The organism is Aestuariimicrobium soli, from assembly GCF_051192575.1.
Classification (GTDB): domain Bacteria; phylum Actinomycetota; class Actinomycetes; order Propionibacteriales; family Propionibacteriaceae; genus Aestuariimicrobium; species Aestuariimicrobium soli.
The window spans coordinates 39,822-56,852 of record NZ_JBPJSQ010000013.1 but is presented as its reverse complement, the minus strand read 5'-3'; the positions used below and the strand labels follow the sequence as shown (position 1 = coordinate 56,852).

General features: G+C 70.6%; 16 protein-coding genes. 10 read left to right on the top strand and 6 right to left on the bottom strand.

All coding sequences use genetic code 11. The annotated features are described in order from the left end of the window. Positions 1 to 45: 45 nt before the first annotated feature. A complete protein-coding gene (locus ACSDQ9_RS14045) occupies positions 46 to 666 on the top strand; it encodes a nucleotidyltransferase domain-containing protein (protein WP_435148006.1) in 621 nt (206 codons plus the stop codon). Positions 667 to 784: 118 nt separating this feature from the next. On the opposite strand, the gene ACSDQ9_RS14040 is transcribed toward ACSDQ9_RS14045, so the two are convergent. Beyond that, positions 785 to 1,999 (bottom strand): glycerate kinase, encoded by a 1,215-nt coding sequence (locus ACSDQ9_RS14040; RefSeq protein ID WP_435148005.1) that lies wholly within the window; start codon positions 1,997 to 1,999, stop codon positions 785 to 787. On the opposite strand from ACSDQ9_RS14040, the gene ACSDQ9_RS14035 reads away from it, so the two are divergent. From ACSDQ9_RS14035 to ACSDQ9_RS14010, 6 genes are all read left to right on the top strand, one after another. After that, the gene (locus ACSDQ9_RS14035; protein WP_435148004.1) at positions 1,998 to 3,545 is read left to right on the top strand and encodes a CCA tRNA nucleotidyltransferase; all 1,548 of its coding nucleotides are present in this window, start codon (positions 1,998 to 2,000) and stop codon (positions 3,543 to 3,545) included. The genes ACSDQ9_RS14040 and ACSDQ9_RS14035 overlap by 2 nt on opposite strands. Positions 3,546 to 3,549: 4 nt before the next feature. Next, entirely contained in the window at positions 3,550 to 5,619 is a 2,070-nt protein-coding gene (locus ACSDQ9_RS14030; protein WP_435148003.1) for a DUF6049 family protein, read from the top strand. Positions 5,620 to 5,657: 38 nt separating this feature from the next. Then, positions 5,658 to 7,739: a protein kinase family protein gene (locus tag ACSDQ9_RS14025; RefSeq protein WP_435148002.1), complete on the top strand. Its 2,082-nt coding sequence runs from the start codon at positions 5,658 to 5,660 to the stop codon at positions 7,737 to 7,739. Beyond that, a complete protein-coding gene (gene sigM, locus ACSDQ9_RS14020) occupies positions 7,736 to 8,323 on the top strand; it encodes an RNA polymerase sigma factor SigM (RefSeq protein WP_435148001.1) in 588 nt (195 codons plus the stop codon). Before ACSDQ9_RS14025 ends, sigM begins: the two co-directional genes overlap by 4 nt. Further along, positions 8,313 to 8,858 (top strand): hypothetical protein, encoded by a 546-nt coding sequence (locus tag ACSDQ9_RS14015; protein ID WP_435148000.1) that lies wholly within the window; start codon positions 8,313 to 8,315, stop codon positions 8,856 to 8,858. Before sigM ends, ACSDQ9_RS14015 begins: the two co-directional genes overlap by 11 nt. 153 nt (positions 8,859 to 9,011) lie before the next feature. Continuing rightward, positions 9,012 to 9,269 (top strand): hypothetical protein, encoded by a 258-nt coding sequence (locus ACSDQ9_RS14010; protein WP_435147999.1) that lies wholly within the window; start codon positions 9,012 to 9,014, stop codon positions 9,267 to 9,269. Positions 9,270 to 9,421: 152 nt separating this feature from the next. Here the strand turns inward: ACSDQ9_RS14010 and glpK are convergent, their stop codons facing one another. Both glpK and ACSDQ9_RS14000 read right to left on the bottom strand, forming a co-directional pair. Then, positions 9,422 to 10,939: a glycerol kinase GlpK gene (gene glpK, locus ACSDQ9_RS14005; protein ID WP_435147998.1), complete on the bottom strand. Its 1,518-nt coding sequence runs from the start codon at positions 10,937 to 10,939 to the stop codon at positions 9,422 to 9,424. 50 nt (positions 10,940 to 10,989) lie between these two features. Next, positions 10,990 to 11,724, bottom strand: coding sequence for an MIP/aquaporin family protein (locus tag ACSDQ9_RS14000; RefSeq protein WP_435147997.1), 735 nt, complete (start codon positions 11,722 to 11,724; stop codon positions 10,990 to 10,992). A gap of 230 nt (positions 11,725 to 11,954) precedes the next feature. On the opposite strand from ACSDQ9_RS14000, the gene ACSDQ9_RS13995 reads away from it, so the two are divergent. After that, positions 11,955 to 12,896 carry a sugar-binding transcriptional regulator gene (locus ACSDQ9_RS13995; protein ID WP_435147996.1) on the top strand — a complete coding sequence of 314 codons (942 nt, stop codon included), beginning with the start codon at positions 11,955 to 11,957 and terminating at the stop codon, positions 12,894 to 12,896. Between the two features lie 39 nt (positions 12,897 to 12,935). Then, a complete protein-coding gene (locus tag ACSDQ9_RS13990; RefSeq protein WP_435147995.1) occupies positions 12,936 to 14,831 on the top strand; it encodes a glycogen debranching N-terminal domain-containing protein in 1,896 nt (631 codons plus the stop codon). Between the two features lie 120 nt (positions 14,832 to 14,951). Here ACSDQ9_RS13990 and ACSDQ9_RS13985 read toward each other — a convergent pair whose 3' ends face one another. Next, on the bottom strand, positions 14,952 to 15,152 hold the full coding sequence (locus tag ACSDQ9_RS13985; RefSeq protein WP_435147994.1) for a hypothetical protein: 201 nt from the start codon (positions 15,150 to 15,152) through the stop codon (positions 14,952 to 14,954). A gap of 19 nt (positions 15,153 to 15,171) precedes the next feature. Then, positions 15,172 to 15,339, bottom strand: a complete 168-nt coding sequence (locus tag ACSDQ9_RS13980) for a hypothetical protein (protein WP_435147993.1) — start codon at positions 15,337 to 15,339, stop codon at positions 15,172 to 15,174. On the opposite strand from ACSDQ9_RS13980, the gene ACSDQ9_RS13975 reads away from it, so the two are divergent. Continuing rightward, positions 15,326 to 15,709 carry a PrsW family glutamic-type intramembrane protease gene (locus tag ACSDQ9_RS13975; RefSeq protein ID WP_435147992.1) on the top strand — a complete coding sequence of 128 codons (384 nt, stop codon included), beginning with the start codon at positions 15,326 to 15,328 and terminating at the stop codon, positions 15,707 to 15,709. The two genes, ACSDQ9_RS13980 and ACSDQ9_RS13975, sit on opposite strands and share 14 nt — an antisense overlap. On the opposite strand, the gene ACSDQ9_RS13970 is transcribed toward ACSDQ9_RS13975, so the two are convergent. Next, positions 15,693 to 16,946 (bottom strand): Nramp family divalent metal transporter, encoded by a 1,254-nt coding sequence (locus ACSDQ9_RS13970; RefSeq protein ID WP_435148025.1) that lies wholly within the window; start codon positions 16,944 to 16,946, stop codon positions 15,693 to 15,695. The genes ACSDQ9_RS13975 and ACSDQ9_RS13970 overlap by 17 nt on opposite strands. Positions 16,947 to 17,031 lie beyond the last annotated feature (85 nt).

Sequence of the window (17,031 nt, the reverse complement as noted above, 5' to 3'; positions counted from 1 at the left end):
GGCGCGGGGCGGACAGGCACCAGTTGGGCTGGCACCATGGAGTGCGTGAACGACACTCCCGACGCGGCCTCCACCGACGACCTGGCCCCCGACGAACACACACCGGACGCATTCACACCGGACGACCCCACCCTGCGCTCCCTCGGCACGAGCGCGGACGAGGTGGTCGCCCTGGTCGACCGACTCGAGAGCGAGGGCATCACTTACCAGGTGAACGGCGGCTGGGGGGTCGACGCCCTCGTCGGCGAACAGACCCGCGAGCACTCCGACGTGGACGTCTTCGTCGACGGTGAGGCCTTCGAGTCGGTGTCCGACTGGCTGCTGGCCCGCGGATACACCGAGGAACAGGACTTCCTGCCCGTGGCCGTCTGGTACGTGCAGGCCACCGACGAGCGCATCAACCGCGTCGACCTGCACCCGATGGTGCTCGACGACGACGGCAACGGCTATCAGTCCGGCGAGAAGGAGCAGTACTTCCATCATCCGGCCGACGCCCGCACCACGGGCACCATCGCCGGACGCAGCGTCGTCGTCGGCAACCGTGACCACCTGATCAGCCTGCACCAGGGCTACCTGCCCCAGGCCAGTGACCTGCACAACCTGATGCAGCTCGAGAAGCTGCGCGGTCACGACGTCGGACGAGTGGAGTTGCCCCCCTCCGAGTGAGTCGCCCCCGCCATCGCTGGTCGAGTAGGAGCGAGGAACGAGCGACGTGTCGAGACCACCTCACACACCCGCCCATGGCCTCGACACGGTCGCAGGGCGACCTACTCGACCTACGCAACTAGCCCAGCCGTCGCTGATCCAGGAGGGTCTGCACCGCCTGGGCCGTTGCCTGCTCCAGCAGTGGACCGGCCTCGGCGATGCACCGCTCCACCGAGGGCTCAAGGTCGGTCAACGCCACCGCCTGGGCGAGCCCCGCCGACCTCACCTGCTCGTCGGTCAGCAGCCGTCGTCCGCTGACCGCGACCACCGGCACCCCGTGACGCCCCGCCAGCTCAGCGACCCCGATCGGCGCCTTCCCGGCCAGTGACTGCTCGTCGAGCGACCCCTCGCCGGTGATCACCACCTGGGCGCCGGCCACCCATTCATCGGACGACGACCAGTCCAGCACCACGTCGATACCCCGGCGCACCTCGCCCCCGAGCGTCACCAGCGCCCATCCGACGCCACCGGCGGCCCCGGCTCCCGGAACCGCCCGCGACCCGGGAGCGCCGAGGGCGGGTTCCACCAGATCGGCGAGGCCGGCCAACACCCGGTCGGCCACCTCCACCTCGGACGGGGCCAGGCCCTTCTGCGGGCCGAACACCGCCGCGGCGCCGTTCGCCCCGAGCAGCGGATGCTGCACGTCCGAGGCGATCACCAACCGCACTGCCCCGTTGAGCAGCCGGGGGTGCAGACCGGTGACGTCGACCCCGGCCACGGCCGCCACCCCCACCACCCCGGGCGCCACCTCGGCTCCGGATTCGTCCGTGAGACGCACCCCCAGAGCCTGCAGCAGTCCGGCGCCGCCGTCGGTCGAGGCCGAACCCCCCAGACCCACCACCAGCTCGGTGCAGCCGGCATCGAGTGCCGCCGCCATCACCTCACCCAGCCCGCGGCTCGACGCGGTCATGCCCGGCAGGCCCGCCCCGTCAGCGTCCCCTGCGTCCCCACCACCACGGGCGGCCGGCAGCCGTAGCAGCCCACACGCGTCGGCCAGTTCCACCACCGCCACCGCACCGCCCTGCCCCGCGGCACCCCCCTGGCCCAAAGCGACATCACGCCGGCAGAACCCCGATTCGACCGGTTCCCCCGTCGGCCCCGTGCAGGTCACCGGGTTCCACGTGAAACCGGCCGCCCGGGCCGCGTCGAGGGTGCCGTCGCCGCCGTCGGCCACCGGCAGCTGCACCACCTCGGCGTCCGGGAGCACCCCGAGAACCCCGCGAGCCACCGCCTCATTGGCCTCGACCCCGGTCAGGGATCCCTTGAACTTGTCGACCGCCACCACCACGCGCATGCGCCCATTCTCGTGCCACGGGCCCCCCGGACTAGAATCGTCCCCCGTGTCCCACACCTCGCTCGCACCCGACCAGCAGGGCGCCATCGACGACCTGATCGCCCGCACCGGGGTGATCGGGCGGCTCGGTGCGCTGTTCGCCGCCGCCGGCCACGAGCTCTACCTGGTCGGTGGGTCCGTGCGCGACGTGCTGCTCGGCCACCTGGTCAACGACCTCGACTTCACCACCTCGGCTCGTCCGGCGGCGACCGAGAAGCTGTTGAAGAAGGTCGCCGACCACGTCTGGGACGTGGGGCGCGAGTTCGGCACCATCACCGCTCGAATCGCCGACGAGACGGCACCTGGGGGCCACTGGCTGATCGAGGTGACCACCTTCCGCGCCGACGCCTACCGGTCGGACTCACGCAAGCCCGAGGTGCAGTTCGGTGACTCCATCGCCGACGACCTGGTGCGCCGCGACTTCACCGTCAACGCGATGGCGCTCGACGTCTCCCGCTCACCCATCCGCGCCGCGGAGGCGTTCGTCGACCCGCACGACGGGCTCTCCGACCTCGCGGCCCGCCGCCTGATGACGCCGTTCCCCCCCGAACGTTCCTTCTCGGACGACCCCCTGCGCATGATGCGCGCGGCCCGATTCGCCAGCCAGCTGGGATTCACCCCGGCCGACGAGGTCACCGCCGCCATGACGGCGATGGCCGACCGCATCGAGATCATCTCGGCCGAGCGGGTGCGAGACGAGCTCTCGCGGCTGCTGCTCACCGACCATCCGGCCCTCGGGCTCGACCTGCTGTGCACCACCGGCATCGCCGACCACGTGCTGCCCGAGCTGCCCGCCCTGCGCCTCGAGGTCGACGAACACCACCGCCACAAGGACGTCTACCAGCACTCGCTGATCGTGCTGCAGCAGGCCATCGACCTCGAGCAGCAGCGCGGCCACCAGCCCGACCTGATCAACCGGCTCGCCGCACTGCTGCACGACATCGGCAAGCCCGCCACCCGCCGGTTCGAGAACGATGGCCGCGTCTCGTTCCACCACCACGACGTGGTCGGCGCCAAGCTCGTCCGCAAACGACTCAAGGCGCTGCGATTCTCCGCCGACCAGGTGAAGGCCGTGTCGACCCTGGTCGAACTGCACCTGCGCTTCCACGGCTACTCCGACGGGCTGTCGGCCGAGCAGGGCGGGTGGACCGACTCGGCCGTACGCCGCTACGTGCGCGATGCCGGCGACCAGCTCGAACGCCTGCACATGCTCACCCGGTCGGACTGCACCACCCGCAACCAGCGCAAGGCCCAGCGCCTGCGTCGAGCCTACGACGACCTGGAGGCACGCATCGCCGACCTGGCCTCGAAGGAGGAGCTCGACGCGATGCGGCCCGACCTCGACGGCACCCAGATCATGGAGCTGCTCGACCTCGAGCCTGGCCCGCTCGTCGGGCAGGCCTACCGCCACCTGCTCGAGCTGCGGGTCGAGCACGGCCCCTTGGGGGTTGAGCGCGCCACCGCGGAACTGCGAGCCTGGTGGCGGTCGCAGCAGCAACTAGGCTGAACGGGTGAGGAGCCACAACAGCGCCGTCGGCCGTCTGGTGACGCTGCTGGCTGCCTGCCTCGTGGCCCTGACCGGCGTGCTCGCCACCCCGCTGACCGCGCGAGCGGACGACCCGACCGAGGTCGACATCACCCTCACCCTGGTCAGCCCCCAGGTCGTGCCCACCGACCCCAAGGCCCGCATCACCATCACCGGTGAGGTGACCAACACCTCGAAGGTGGCGATGTCGGGGGTGCAGGTGTCGTTCTGGCGCTCCCGCGACCCGATCGCCACGACCGCCGAGCTGCAGTCCGCCGCCGCCAGCCCGTGGGACGTCCCCTTCGGCGAGCGCATGGGCGTCGACGGCACCGAGCCCGAGCAGAACCTGTTCAACATCACCACCGACGACGACCCCAGCTTCGCCCCGGGCGAGAAGGCCAGTTTCACCGTCAGCGCCCGCGTCGACCAGCTCGACCTGGGCACGATCACCCCCGACGACCCGACCGGCGGCGTGCGCCTGCTCGGCGTGCACGTGCGCGCCACCCCCGCGGGGGGCACCAACCACACGGTCGGACGGGCGCGCTACTTCGCCCCCATGACGATGCCGGCCCAGGTCAAGCGCGCCTCGCTGGTGGAGTTGTCGTCGGCCCCGTCGTTGCTGCCGGACGGGTCCTTCACCGACACCCATCTCGCCAGCGAGCTGCGGGGGCGCCTGCGGCAGCTCATCCAGCGGGCCGGCCAGACCGGGGCGACGGTGCTGATCGACCCCTCGTTGTATGACGAACTCACCGCGATGAGCGCCGACGGCGGTTACCGTCTGGCCGACGGTCGCACCACCACCGACGGCAGTCAGCTGGCCCGCGAGTTCCTGCAGCGCTTCGACGCCCTGCTCACGACCGCCGAGGTGTACCGCCTGCCCTACGGCAATCCCGATCTGGCCCTGGGACATCAGGAACACCAGCCCGACATGGTGGTGCGCGCCGCCCGGGCCCTGCCGGGTGACCACGACCTGGCCCACCTGCCCCTGGCGGTGGTTCCCGCCCGCGCCGTCGACGCCAGCTTCGTCGACTACGTGACCCCGTTGGCTCCCCGCCTGCTCGTGCTGCGCACCGGCACCGGGCCGGCCCGCCAGCAGGTCGGCGACCTGATGGTGGTGCGCACCGACAGCCGTCTGGGGTCCGGCGGACCGGGGCCCGCCCCCAGCAACTCGGCCCCCCAACAGGTCGGACGAGCCCTCTCCGAACTCCTGCTCGACCCCTCGACCGAGATCGTCACCACTTCTGACCAGCTGCCCACCGCCGTGCAGCAGGCGTTGGCCCCGATCACCCAGCTGGTGGGGGTCTCGCAGCTGACGGTGTCTCCCGGCGCGATCGCGTGGCCCAAGGCCCAGGCCGGCGCCGCCGCCAGCGACGACTGGTGGGTGCGGTTGGACGACACCACCCGCCGGCTCACCCAGGCGGCCGACCTGCGCGGCAACAGTGCCGACGGCGCCGTGCAGGCCAGCGTCGCCCTGTCGCGGGCGTGCTCGTCCGCCTTCACGTCGGCGCAGCGACTGGCCTACCTGCACACCCTGCGCACGGGCATTCCGGTGCTCGCGCAGCAGGACGTGCGCATCGTCAGCGCCGAGAACTTCGTGGTCTCGGAACCGCGCACGCTGCTGCCGATCACCGTCGTCAACAACACCGACCAGCCGGTCGCCGTGCGGGTCGTGTTCACCTCCGAGAACGCTCAGCGCATCTCGCTGCCGCCCACCGAGGTGCTGACCATCGAACCCCACGCCAGTCGCTCCTACACGTTCACGGTGGACGCCCACACCAACGGCGCGTTGACGGTGCGGGCATCCCTGCAGACCTCCGGCGGCGTGCCCGTGGGGCAGGAACACCGTTTCACCCTGACCGCGAACTCGTTGGGACGAGTGGGCTGGGTCGTGATCGTCATCTCGGGCGTGGTGGTACTCGCAGCGACGGCGCTGCGCATCCGGCAGGTGCGTCGGGAGCGCGCCCTGGCCCCCGCACGCGGCACCGCCGCCACCGCCCCGAACGGCGGGGACGACTTCGTCACCCGCGACGACTTGGGAACACGCCCGCACCCGTGAACTCCCCATCGCGACCGCACCCCGACATACTGGGGGGCATGACCCCCGACGACGACGCCGCCACCCCGGGCGTCCCGCCGACGGGCGACACGCCGTCGGGTGACTCATCAGGCGGACGCGACTACCAGCCGCCGGTCTGGGACTCCTGGTCGGACACCCCGGATTCCTACCCCCCGTCGGACGAGCCCGTCACCGACGAGCCCACCCAGCCCCAGCCCGACACCCAGCAGCCCGACACCCAGCAACCCGATCAGGCGGACGACCTGGGGGCCACCCAGACCTGGACGCCCTCCTTCGACGACGGCGAGGCGACCCAGGTGTTCGCGGCCGTCACGGCGTCGAGGCGCGCTCCCGGAGACGGCGTCCGGCGGTCGTCCGAGGTGGTCGACGACCCCGACGAACTGATCCCGTCGGGGCACGTCAACCTGCTGATCGCCGACCGCTACCGGCTGGAGGAACAGCTGACGCAGCGGCGCGGCACCGCCACCTGGCGCGCCTTCGACACCAAGCTGTCGCGGCCGGTGCTGGTGCACTCCATCGCGGACGACGACCCCCGCCGCGATGCCGTGCTCGAGGCCGCCCGGAAGGCGGCCATCGCCACGGATTCCCGCTTCCTGCGGGTGCTCGACGCCGTCGCCGACGACGAGGACGACGGCACCTACGTGGTCTGCGAGTACGTGCCCGGGCAGTCACTCGAGAAGGTGTTGCGCCAGGGTCCGCTGAGCGTGATCGAGGCCGGGTGGGTCGTCCGCGAACTCGCCGATGCCCTCACACCCATGCACGCCGCCGGCCTGTTCCACCGTCGCCTCAACCCCGACACGGTGGTGGTCACCGCCACCGGCAGCGTCAAGATCGTCGGCTTCCTGATCGACGCCGCCCTCGCACCGGACGAGACCCCCGACGTCGCCTGGTCGGAACGCGAGGAGGCCGATGTGCGGGCGCTGGGGCAGTTGCTCTACGCCTGCCTGGTGACGCGCTGGCCCACCATGGACGAGACCGACCGCACTTGGTGGGGGCTTCGTCCGGCGCCCTTCGACACCAAGGGCTGGTTGACGCCGCGGCAGGTGCGGGCGGGCGTCTCGCCGGCACTCGACCAGGTCTGCGACCAGGTGCTGCACGAACGACCGCGCCTGGGCGGCACCCCGCTGCGGTCGGCCCACCAGATCGACCAGGCCCTGTCGCGGGTGCTCGGCACCGCGGACGCCTCCGCCGATCTCGAGCACCGGGTCAGGCACCCGCAGACCCGGGTCGGCATCGACGACACCCTCAGCGACGTGGCCGACATCGCCGGCACCGGCCCGCGGCCGCCGCACACCCCGGCGACGGCCTCGTCCCCCCGGAGCGCGGACGGAGCCGGGTGGGGGTCCGACGACCGCGACGACACCGGGTTTGACGACGAGTACGACGACGACGGGTTGGATGACGCCGAGTTTGACGACCGGGGCACCGTGGTGATGGCGGCCCACGACGGGGTCTACGGGCCCGACAACCCGCGCCAGCGGCCGCGACCCCACCGCCCGTGGCTGCGACTGCTCATCGGTCTGGTCGTGCTCAGCGCCATCGTCGGCCTGGTCGCCGTCGGCCTGCGCCAGTCACGCAAGGGCGACGAGGGCGCCGCGGGTTCGCCCAGCCCGACCGCCGCGCAGAAGCTGCCGATCGCCAAGGTCGACGACTTCGACCCCGAGGCCGACGGCGGCAACACCGAGGAGAACCCCAACCTGATCGCCCTCGCGTGGGACGGCAAGCCGTCAACCGCCTGGACGACGCTCACCTACCGCGGCAACCCCAAACTGGGCGGGCTCAAGCCCGGCGTCGGTCTGGTCGTCGATCTGGGGCAGCCGGTCGCCGTCGGGGCCGTGAAGCTCACCCTGCAGGGGCAGCCGACCGCGGTGGCCCTGTACGTGCCGCAGGGGAACGCATCGTCGGTGACCACGCCCGACATGACCACGGTGGAGCGGTGGAAGCAGGTCGCCAACAACGGGTCCGCCGGCACGTCGGTCACGCTGAAGCCGGCGACGCCCGTGACCACCCGCTTCGTGCTCGTGTACCTGACCTCGCTGCCCAAGGTGGACGAGGGCCGGTACCGTGCTGCCATTGCCGAGATGGAAGTGACCACGTGACCTCCCTGCTGCACGACGACCTCGACAGCGCCAGCGACGCCGAACTGCTGGCCCTGCACGTCGAGGGGGACGAGCACGCCTTCGAGTTGCTGTTCACCCGCCATCGCGACCGGCTGTGGGCCGTGGCCCTGCGCACGATGCGCAACCCCGACGAGGCGGCCGATGCGCTGCAGGACGCGATGATCTCGGCGTTCCGCCGGGCCGATTCCTTCCGCGGTCAGGCCGCGGTCACCACCTGGCTGCACCGCATCGTGGTGAACGCCTGCCTCGACCGGATGCGCCGCAACAAGGTGCGTGCCACCCAGGCCATGCCCGAGAACCCCGACCACGACCTCAAGCTGGCCGAGTCGGGCGACCTGCAGGACGAGATCAGCCAGCAGGAGACTGCCTCCGACGTGGCCCAGGCCCTCGGCGAAATCAATGCCGACCAACGGGCCGCGCTGGTGCTGGTCGACATGCAGGGCTACTCCGTCGAGGAGGCCGCCACGATCCTGGGCTGCGCGGTGGGCACCGTGAAGTCCCGTTGTTCGCGCGGACGAGCCCGGCTCGCCCCCCTGCTGGAGCACCTGCGCCATGGTGGATGAACCCCTGGCGATGCCGGACGAGGACACCCCCTCGCCGCCCCCGGCCCCGGTGGTCACCCGCACCGAATTGCTCGAGGCCGACCCCCTGCCGCCCCTGAAGAGCCCCCGCGAGCGGCTGATCCGCGGTCTGGTGATCGTGGTCGCCTTCGCCGTGATCGGCCTGATCGGCGGACGAGACACCTGGTGGCTGGTGCTGGCCGGCGTGATCGTGTGGGCCGTCTACGCGGCCTCGGTCTGGTGGGACGCGCGAGCGTTCATGCAGGCGAAGGGCCGCGTCCTGGCCGTGCGGAACCATGTGCGCATGCACGAGGTCGACGCCGCCGACGTCGTGAAGGTGCGCTACCAGTTCAACGGCCGTCGTCCGGACTTCACGATCCAGACCCGCGCCGGGAAGTCGATCTGGGTGCCGTGTTCGCGCCTGGAGCGGGGGCACTCGACACTGTTCGCGTGGACCGGTTGGTTCGCCCCCGAGACCGAGTACGACACCAAGGCCCAGCGCTACTTCGACCACCTGCTCGACGAGAAGCTGATCTGACATGGATGGAAACCGACGGGGGTGGGAACCGACGGGGGTGCGGGCGTCGTCCAACAGGACGTGCCGCTGGTCCATCACGGTCCAGCACCGTCCGTTGTCCTTCCCCGATCCCGGGGTTCCGCAGAACCCGGGGCGCGTACTGTCTGGAGAATCATGAACGCCACCTCTGACTGGGTCAGCGAGGTGCTCCGCGAGGAGCCAGACCTGACCATGCCACCCGATGTCACGGCCCGCATCACGGCCGCCCTGCGCTCCGAGGTCGCCCATCGCAATGCTGGCGAGCTGGCCGCGGAGGCGAAGCAGGCCTTCGACGAGGTCGAGCGGCGCTCGTCCCTGGGCAGTTTCGGGACGAATCCCCCGGCCCACTACGACAAGCCGGGCCTCGGGATCCGCGAGACCCAGGCCCACTGAGCCGGCCCTCACGCACGGGCCCTCATGCACGGGGGTACCCCGCCCTCACCGCTCCATAACGGCGTCACGGTGCGAGTTCTTGCCAGCTGGTGGCAAGAACTCGCACCGTGAGACCAAAACGGATCGCGATCAGGAAGTGCAGTTCCCGACGATCACTTCACGTCGTCATCGACCCAATCGAAGGTGCGGGTGACGGCCTTCTTCCACAGGCGGTACTGGCGGTCGCGCTCCTCGTCGTCCATCGCGGGCGTCCAGCGCTTGTCCTCGGCCCAGTTGTCGATGACGTCCTGCTCGCCCGACCAGTAGCCGACCGCGATGCCGGCGGCGTAGGCGGCGCCCAGGGCGGTGGTCTCGGCCACCACCGGACGAACCACCGGCACCCCGACCATGTCGGCCTGGAACTGCATCAGGGTCTCGTTGGCGGTCATGCCACCGTCAACCTTGAGCTCCTGCAGCTTGGCACCCGAGTCGGCCTCCATGGCGTCCAGCACCTCGCGGGTCTGGAAGGCGGTGGCCTCCAACACGGCGCGGGCGATGTGGCCACGGTTCACGTAGCGGGTCAGACCGACGATCGCGCCGCGAGCGTCCGACTTCCAGTAGGGGGCGAACAGGCCCGAGAACGCCGGCACGAAGTAGGCGCCCCCGTTGTCCTCGACGGTGGCCGCCAGTTCCTCGATCTCGGGGGCCGACGAGAACATCTTCAGGTTGTCGCGCAGCCACTGCACCAGCGAACCGGTGACGGCGATCGAGCCCTCGAGACCGTAGACGGTCTCGCCGTCACCGATCTTGTAGACGGGCACGGTCAGCAGACCATTGGTCGACGGCACGATCTCCTTGCCGGTGTTCATGATCATGAAGCAGCCGGTGCCGTAGGTGTTCTTCGCCATGCCCTTCTCGAAGCAGGCCTGGCCGAAGGTGGCCGCCTGCTGGTCGCCGAGGATGCCCGCGATCGGCACGCCGGGGAGCAGACCCTGAGGTCGTCCGTCGCCGTAGACCTCGGAACAGGACTTGATCTCGGGGAGCATGCTCATCGGGATCGTCATGTCGGCGCAGATGTCGGCGTCCCAGCTGAGGCTCTTGAGGTCCATCAGCATGGTGCGCGAGGCGTTGGTGATGTCGGTGATGTGGATGCCGCCGTCGACGCCGCCGGTCATGTTCCACACGACCCACGAGTCGATGGTGCCCATCACGAGCTTGCCGGCCTCGGCATCGGCGCGCGCACCCTCGACGTTGTCGAGGATCCACTTCACCTTGGGGCCACAGAAGTAGGTGGCCAGGGGCAGGCCCACGCGGTCGCGGTACTTGTCCTGGTTGCCGCCGCCGAGTTCCTCGACGATCTTCTGGGTGCGGGTGTCCTGCCAGACGATGGCGTTGTAGACCGGCTCACCGGTCTCCTTGTTCCACACCACGGTGGTCTCGCGCTGGTTGGTGATGCCCACGGCAGCGATCTGCTGGTGGTTCACCGAGGCCTTCGACAGGGCCATGCCCACGACCTCGCGCACGTTGTCCCAGATCTCCTTGGGGTTGTGCTCGACCCAGCCGGCACGGGGGAAGATCTGCTCGTGCTCCTTCTGCCCGGTCGCCACGATCTGGCCGGAGTGGTCGAAGACGATGGCTCGCGAGCTGGTGGTGCCCTGATCGATGGCCAGGATGTACTTGGTGTCGCTCATGGATACGGATTCCTCTTCTTTGAGTGCGTTGGTTGACAGTGCGGACGAGCTCAGGGGAGCAGCACGTGGCTGAGGCCACCGGCGATCAGACCGCCGATGATCGGGCCCACGACCGGCACCCAGGCGTAACCCCAGTCTGAACTGCCCTTGCCCTTGATGGGCAGGATCGCGTGAGCGATGCGGGGGCTGAGGTCACGGGCGGGGTTGATGGCGTACCCGGTGGGGCCACCGAGCGAGGCGCCGATGCCGACGACCAGCAGGGCGACACCGAGCGCCCCGAGCCAGCCGAGGTTGGCCGGGCCACCCTCGCCGGCGGCGGTGAACTTGCCTGCGCCGATGACGACGAAGACCAGCACGAAGGTGGCGATGATCTCGGTGATCAGGTTCCACACGGCGTTGCGGCTCTCGGGGCCGGTCGAGAAGACGCCCAGCTTCAGACCGGGATCCTCGGCGGCGTCGAACTGCTCCTTGTAGCACAGCCAGCAGAGCACGGCACCGAGGAAGGCGCCCACGAACTCACCCGCCAGGTAGGTCAGCACGGTGCCGAAGGGCATGTGGTTGCCCGACGCCAGCAGGCCGAGGGTCACGGCGGGGTTCAGGTGTCCGCCCGACTTGTAGGCGACCAGCACACCGGCGAAGACCGCGAGGCCCCAGCCGAAGTTGACCATCAGGAAGCCGGTTCCCTTGCCCTTGTTGAGGGGAAGGATGTTGTTGGCGACGACGCCGCCACCGAGAAGCAGCAGCATCGCCGTGCCGACGACCTCGGAGAGGAAAATGGTTCCCACGGGAGTTCTCCCTTCGGGTGCACAGGCACCCCTTGATTCGGACGACCGGGCTCCCGGTCGTGTGACGACACATCGCTGTGTCGTGCTGCATGCGGGGCGAGCATCGGCTCCCATGGCCGGCTCCCCCGTTGCCTGCACCACAGATGTTGCGCCCTGTCCCCCGCCCGGTGCACGATTGCAGCAGTGGCCTGCACGAACGTGCAGACCCTCCCTTGGGGTGGTGAGCGAGTTTGCCGGACGACCTGTACGCCGTGGCGCAGCTGTACTACGTGCAGGGCGAGACCATGGACGCGATCGCCCGCCAGTTCAACACCTCCCGCTCGACCATCTCGCGATTGCTGAGCCAGGCCCGGGAGTCGGGGGTCGTCGAGATCCACGTGCGCCAGCGCGAGGAATCGACCAGCACGCTCGCCTCGACGCTTCGCTCCCTGTTCGGCGTGAACGTCACGGTGGTGCCCGTGAAGGGGCAGGCGACCGAGGTCGTCCGCCTCGACAAGGTAGCCAGGGTCGCCGCTCGGGAGCTGACCGAGATCGTCCGCGAAGGTGACACGATCGGCGTCGCCTGGGGTACGACGCTGAACGCGATCGTCTCGCACCTGCACCCGCGGGAGCACTCGGGCACGACGCTCGTCCAACTCAACGGCGGCGCCAACGGGCTCACCACGGGCATTCCCTACGTGGGCTCGATCATGTCGACCATGGCCCAGCTGTGGGACTCCCAGATGGTGCTGTTCCCCGTGCCGGCGTTCTTCGACTACGCCGAGACCCGCGAGGCGATGTGGCGTGAGCGATCGGTGCAGCACGTGCGCTCGGCGCAGCGGGCCGCCGACGTGGCGGTCTTCGGGGTCGGCTCGATGAGCGCCGGGGTGCCGAGCCACGTCTATTCGGCCGGCTACCTGTCGGAGGACGACCTGCACTCCCTGCGCTCCGACCGGGTCGTGGGCGACGTCTGCACGGTGCTGCTGCGGGAGGACGGGTCGTGGCGCGACGTCGAGCTGAACCGCCGCGCCTCGGGGCTGACCCCGGCCGAACTGCAGTTCATCCCGCGGCGGTTGTGCGTGGCCTCGGGGGTCGCGAAGGCCGTGCCCCTGCTGGCTGCGCTGCGGGCACACGCCGTCACCGACGTGGTGTTGGACGACGGTGCCGCGCGCGCCCTGTTGGAGCGCCTCTGATCGCTGCGAACCGCCGTGGTGGTGTGGAACGCTCGTGCCATGAACCAGCCGTACCTGCACGCCGACGCCGCCGTCCTCAACGCCCCCCTGCAGGCGTGGTCCCACCGCGACGGGCAGCTCACCGGCGAGGGCGCCCAGGGCGTCTACATCGGGGACGAACGGGTGGTCTCGCGGCTCGTCGTCGAGGTGGACGAACGGGTGCTCGAGCCCACCACCAGCCACCTCCCGGGTGGGGCAACCGCGGAGTTCCACGCCGTGGTGCGCACCCCCGAGTACGGCGTCGACCCGGCCGTGTGGCTGCGGCGGCGGCGCGAGCTGAGCTCCGACACGCTGACCGAGACGGTGGTGGTGCGGTCGTCCGCCCTGGTCGAGACCACCCTGGGACTGGTGGTGCGGCTCGTGCCCGACACCAGCACCATGGAGCAGATCAAGCAGGGGCTGTCGGGTGCCCCGGTGGCCGCGGACGCGATCTCGTCGGTGGACGAGGGTGTGCTCGGCTGGCAGTGGCGCGACGAGCAGACCACCGCCCGGCTGACCGGCGGATTCAGCGTCGAAGGCTCGGAGCTGGTGGCCCGGACGACGCTGGTGGTGCCGGCCCGGGGTGAGGCCAGCGCCGCGTTCACATTGACGTTGGCCGACGCGGGTGCACCGTTCGGGGCGACGACGGCCGAGGCCCTGGAGGTGCCCGTGGCCGAGCGGCCGACGGCGGTCGACCGCCTGCTCGCGGTCAGCCTGCGCGACCTCAATGCCCTGAGGCTGGCCGAGCCCGACCACGCCGATGAGCCCTTCTTCGCCGCCGGTTCGCCCTGGTACTTCACGCTGTTCGGCCGAGACTCGCTGATCAGCGCGCGGCTGGTGCTCGACCACGACCCTTCGATCGCCCGGACGACGCTGCGGGTGCTGGCCCGCAGGCAGGGGAAGGCGGTCACCATCGACACCGCGGAGCAGCCGGGGAAGATCCTGCACGAGGTGCGCCGGGTGACCCTGAACCTGGGATCGGAGTCGCACGCCGAGACGGGGGGGCACGTCAGCCTGCCGCCGGAGTACTTCGGCACCATCGACGCGACGCCGTTGTGGATCCTGCTGCTGGTCGATCTGGCCGCCACCGGGGAGGACGTGCGCGAGTTCGAGCCTGCGCTGCGACGGGCCCTGGGGTGGCTGCGCGACCACGCCGACGCCGATGGCGACGGGTTCCTCGAGTACCGCGACGAGTCGGGGCATGGCCTGGCCAATCAGGGGTGGAAGGACTCCGGGGACTCGATCCGCTGGGCCGACGGCTCGCAGGCCACCTCGCCGATCGCCCTGTGCGAGGTGCAGGGCTACGCGCACGCGGCCGCCCTCGGTGCCGCCGGACTGCTCGAGACCTGGGGGGACGACGGTGCCGCCGCCGAATGGCGGGAGTGGGCCGAGGCCCTCAACGCCCGCTTCCGCCGACAGTTCTGGGTCTCGGACGACCTGGGCGCCTACCCGGCGCTGGCGCTGGATGCCGACAAGCGCCCCGTCGACGGGGTGGCCTCGAACATGGGGCATCTGCTCGGCACGGGCCTGCTGACCGCCGACGAGGCCCGCACCGTGGTGATGAGGTTGATGCACGAGTCGATGTCGTCCGGCTACGGCATTCGCACGCTGTCGACGACCAACGCCGGGTACTGGCCGCTGGGGTACCACGTCGGTTCGGTGTGGACGCACGACACTGCCGTGATCATCGACGGCATGCTGCGCGAGGGCTTCACTGACGAGGCCGCCGAGGTCGCGGAGCAGCTGCTGCGGGCGGCCGAGGGGTTCGAGTTCCGGATGCCCGAGTTGTACGGGGGTCAGCCGGCGGACGAGGTCTTCCCGCCGCACCCCTACCCGGCGAGCTGTCGTCCGCAGGCATGGGCGGCAGCGTCGGCGATCGTGGTGGCGAGGGCGCTGTCGGGTGACGAGGATGACTGAGCCACCGGGGGACACCGCTGGTCGAGTAGGAGCGAGGAACGAGCGACGTGTCGACACCACCTCGTCCACCCACCCACGACGACTGACGTGGCTGCTCGCCCTCGGCGTCGGGGTCGTCGCCTACGTGGTCACCTTCGTGGTGATGCTGCTCACCGGCAATTCGACGATGCTGCCGACCGTGCTGCTGGTCGGCGCGGCCACCGTGCCCATCGCGGTGCTGCTCTTCGCCCAGACCTCCCGCGTCGGGCCGATGGTTCCCGGCACCCTGGTGCTGGTGACCGCGGCCATCGGCGGGCTGGTGGGCATCACGCTGGCGGGCATCGCCGAATCCATCGCCGGCTCACTCCTCGGCCAGGCGTCCATCCTGCTCGTGGGTCTGATCGAGGAATCGGCCAAGCTGGTGGTGCCGCTCGTACTGCTCGCCGCCGTGGGCATCGTCCGCACCCGGGGCGGGTGGGGTCGTCGTCGGCATCGCCGCCGCCACGGGATTCGCGGTGCTCGAGACCATGGGTTACGGGTTCAACGCGCTGCTCGAGAAGAACTCCTCGGGTCAGCCGGGTGGGTTGGCGGCCCTCGACTCAACCCTGATCCTGCGGGGCATCCTCGTGCCGGCCGGCCACGTCGCCTGGACGGGCGCGATCTGCGCCGCCCTGTGGGCGGTGGCCGAGGCGAAGGCAGACGGGCGCAGCCGCGTCTGGCCGGTGCTGCGCCTGGTGCTTGTCCACCTCGCGGCGATCGTGCTGCACACCCTGTGGGACGCCAGTTCGAGCCTCATGCTGCACGTGCTCATCGGCGTGGTCAGCGTGGGTTCACTGCTCTGGCTGACCATCCACGCCCACCGCGCCGACGTGCGCCGCGCGCTCAGCCCGCCCGGGTGAACTCGAGCAGGGTGAGCCCGAGCAACGCGAGGTTCAACCCGACGATCGCCGCCGTCACCACCCAGGCGAGCACCGTGGTCGGACGAGCGTTGGCGTGCGCGCCCATCAACGCCCGATCTCCGGTGAGGCGCACCAGCGGCACGAGGGCGAACGGAATCCCGAGGCTCAGCACCACCTGACTGAGCACCAGCGCCCGGGTGGGGTCGAAGCCCGAGGCCAACACGGCCAAGGCCGGCAGCAGCGTGACCAGCCGACGCCACACCAGCGGCACCCGCACGCGTAGCAGTCCCGCCATGATGGTCGCCCCGGCGTAGGAGCCGACGGAGGTCGAGGCCAGCCCCGAGGCCAGCAGACCAATGCCGAACAGCAACGCCACGGCCGGTCCGAGGGATGCCGCGATGGCGGCGTGAGCTCCCTCGATGGTGTCGGTGCCGCTGACGCCCTGCAGGCTGTTGGCGGCCAGCACCAGCATGGCCAGGTTGATGCTGCCCGCCACGACGAGCGCCGCCACCACGTCGATGCGGGTCGCGCGCAGCAGGCGGGGAACCTCGTCCCCGGTGGGCTGGGTGAATCCGTCCCGCACGAAGTGGTCGCGGGTGAGCCCCGAGTGCAGGTAGATCGCGTGCGGCATCACGGTGGCACCGAGCATGCTGGCGGCGAGCAGCACCGACTCGGACCCGTCGAACCGCGGCACCAGCCCCGCCCCGGCCGATCGCCAGTCGACGTCGGTGACGAACAGCCCAGCCACGAACCCGAGCCCGATGACGGCCAGCAGGGCCGCCACCACGTATTCGAAGCGCCGCTGTCCGCGCGACTGCACCAGCAAGAGCCCCATCGAGACGGCCCCGACGATCACCCCACCGACCACCAGCGGCAGACCGAACAGAATCCGCAGGGCGATCGCCCCACCCACCACCTCGGCCAGATCGGTGGCGGCCGCCACCAGTTCGGCCTGACCCCAGAAGGCCAGGCGACCCGGGCGGCGCAGCCGCGACCCGATCAGGCCCGGCAGGGTGTCACCGGTGACCAGGCCGAGTTTCGCCGACAAGTACTGCACCAGCACCGCCATCAGATTGGCGGCGACGAGCACCCACAGCAGCAGGTGCCCGTGGGTCGCTCCGGCGGTCAGGTTCGCGGCGACGTTGCCGGGGTCGACGTAGGCGATGGCGGCCACGAAGGCCGGGCCGAGGGCCCACCAGAGTCCGCGCCGCGCGGGGCGATGGTCGACTGCGGTGATCGACTGCCCAGACACCCGAGCAGTGTGTCATGACCGGGCCCGCGTGCCGATGACCGTGGCGCCGGTATCAGTCCTCGACCGATGA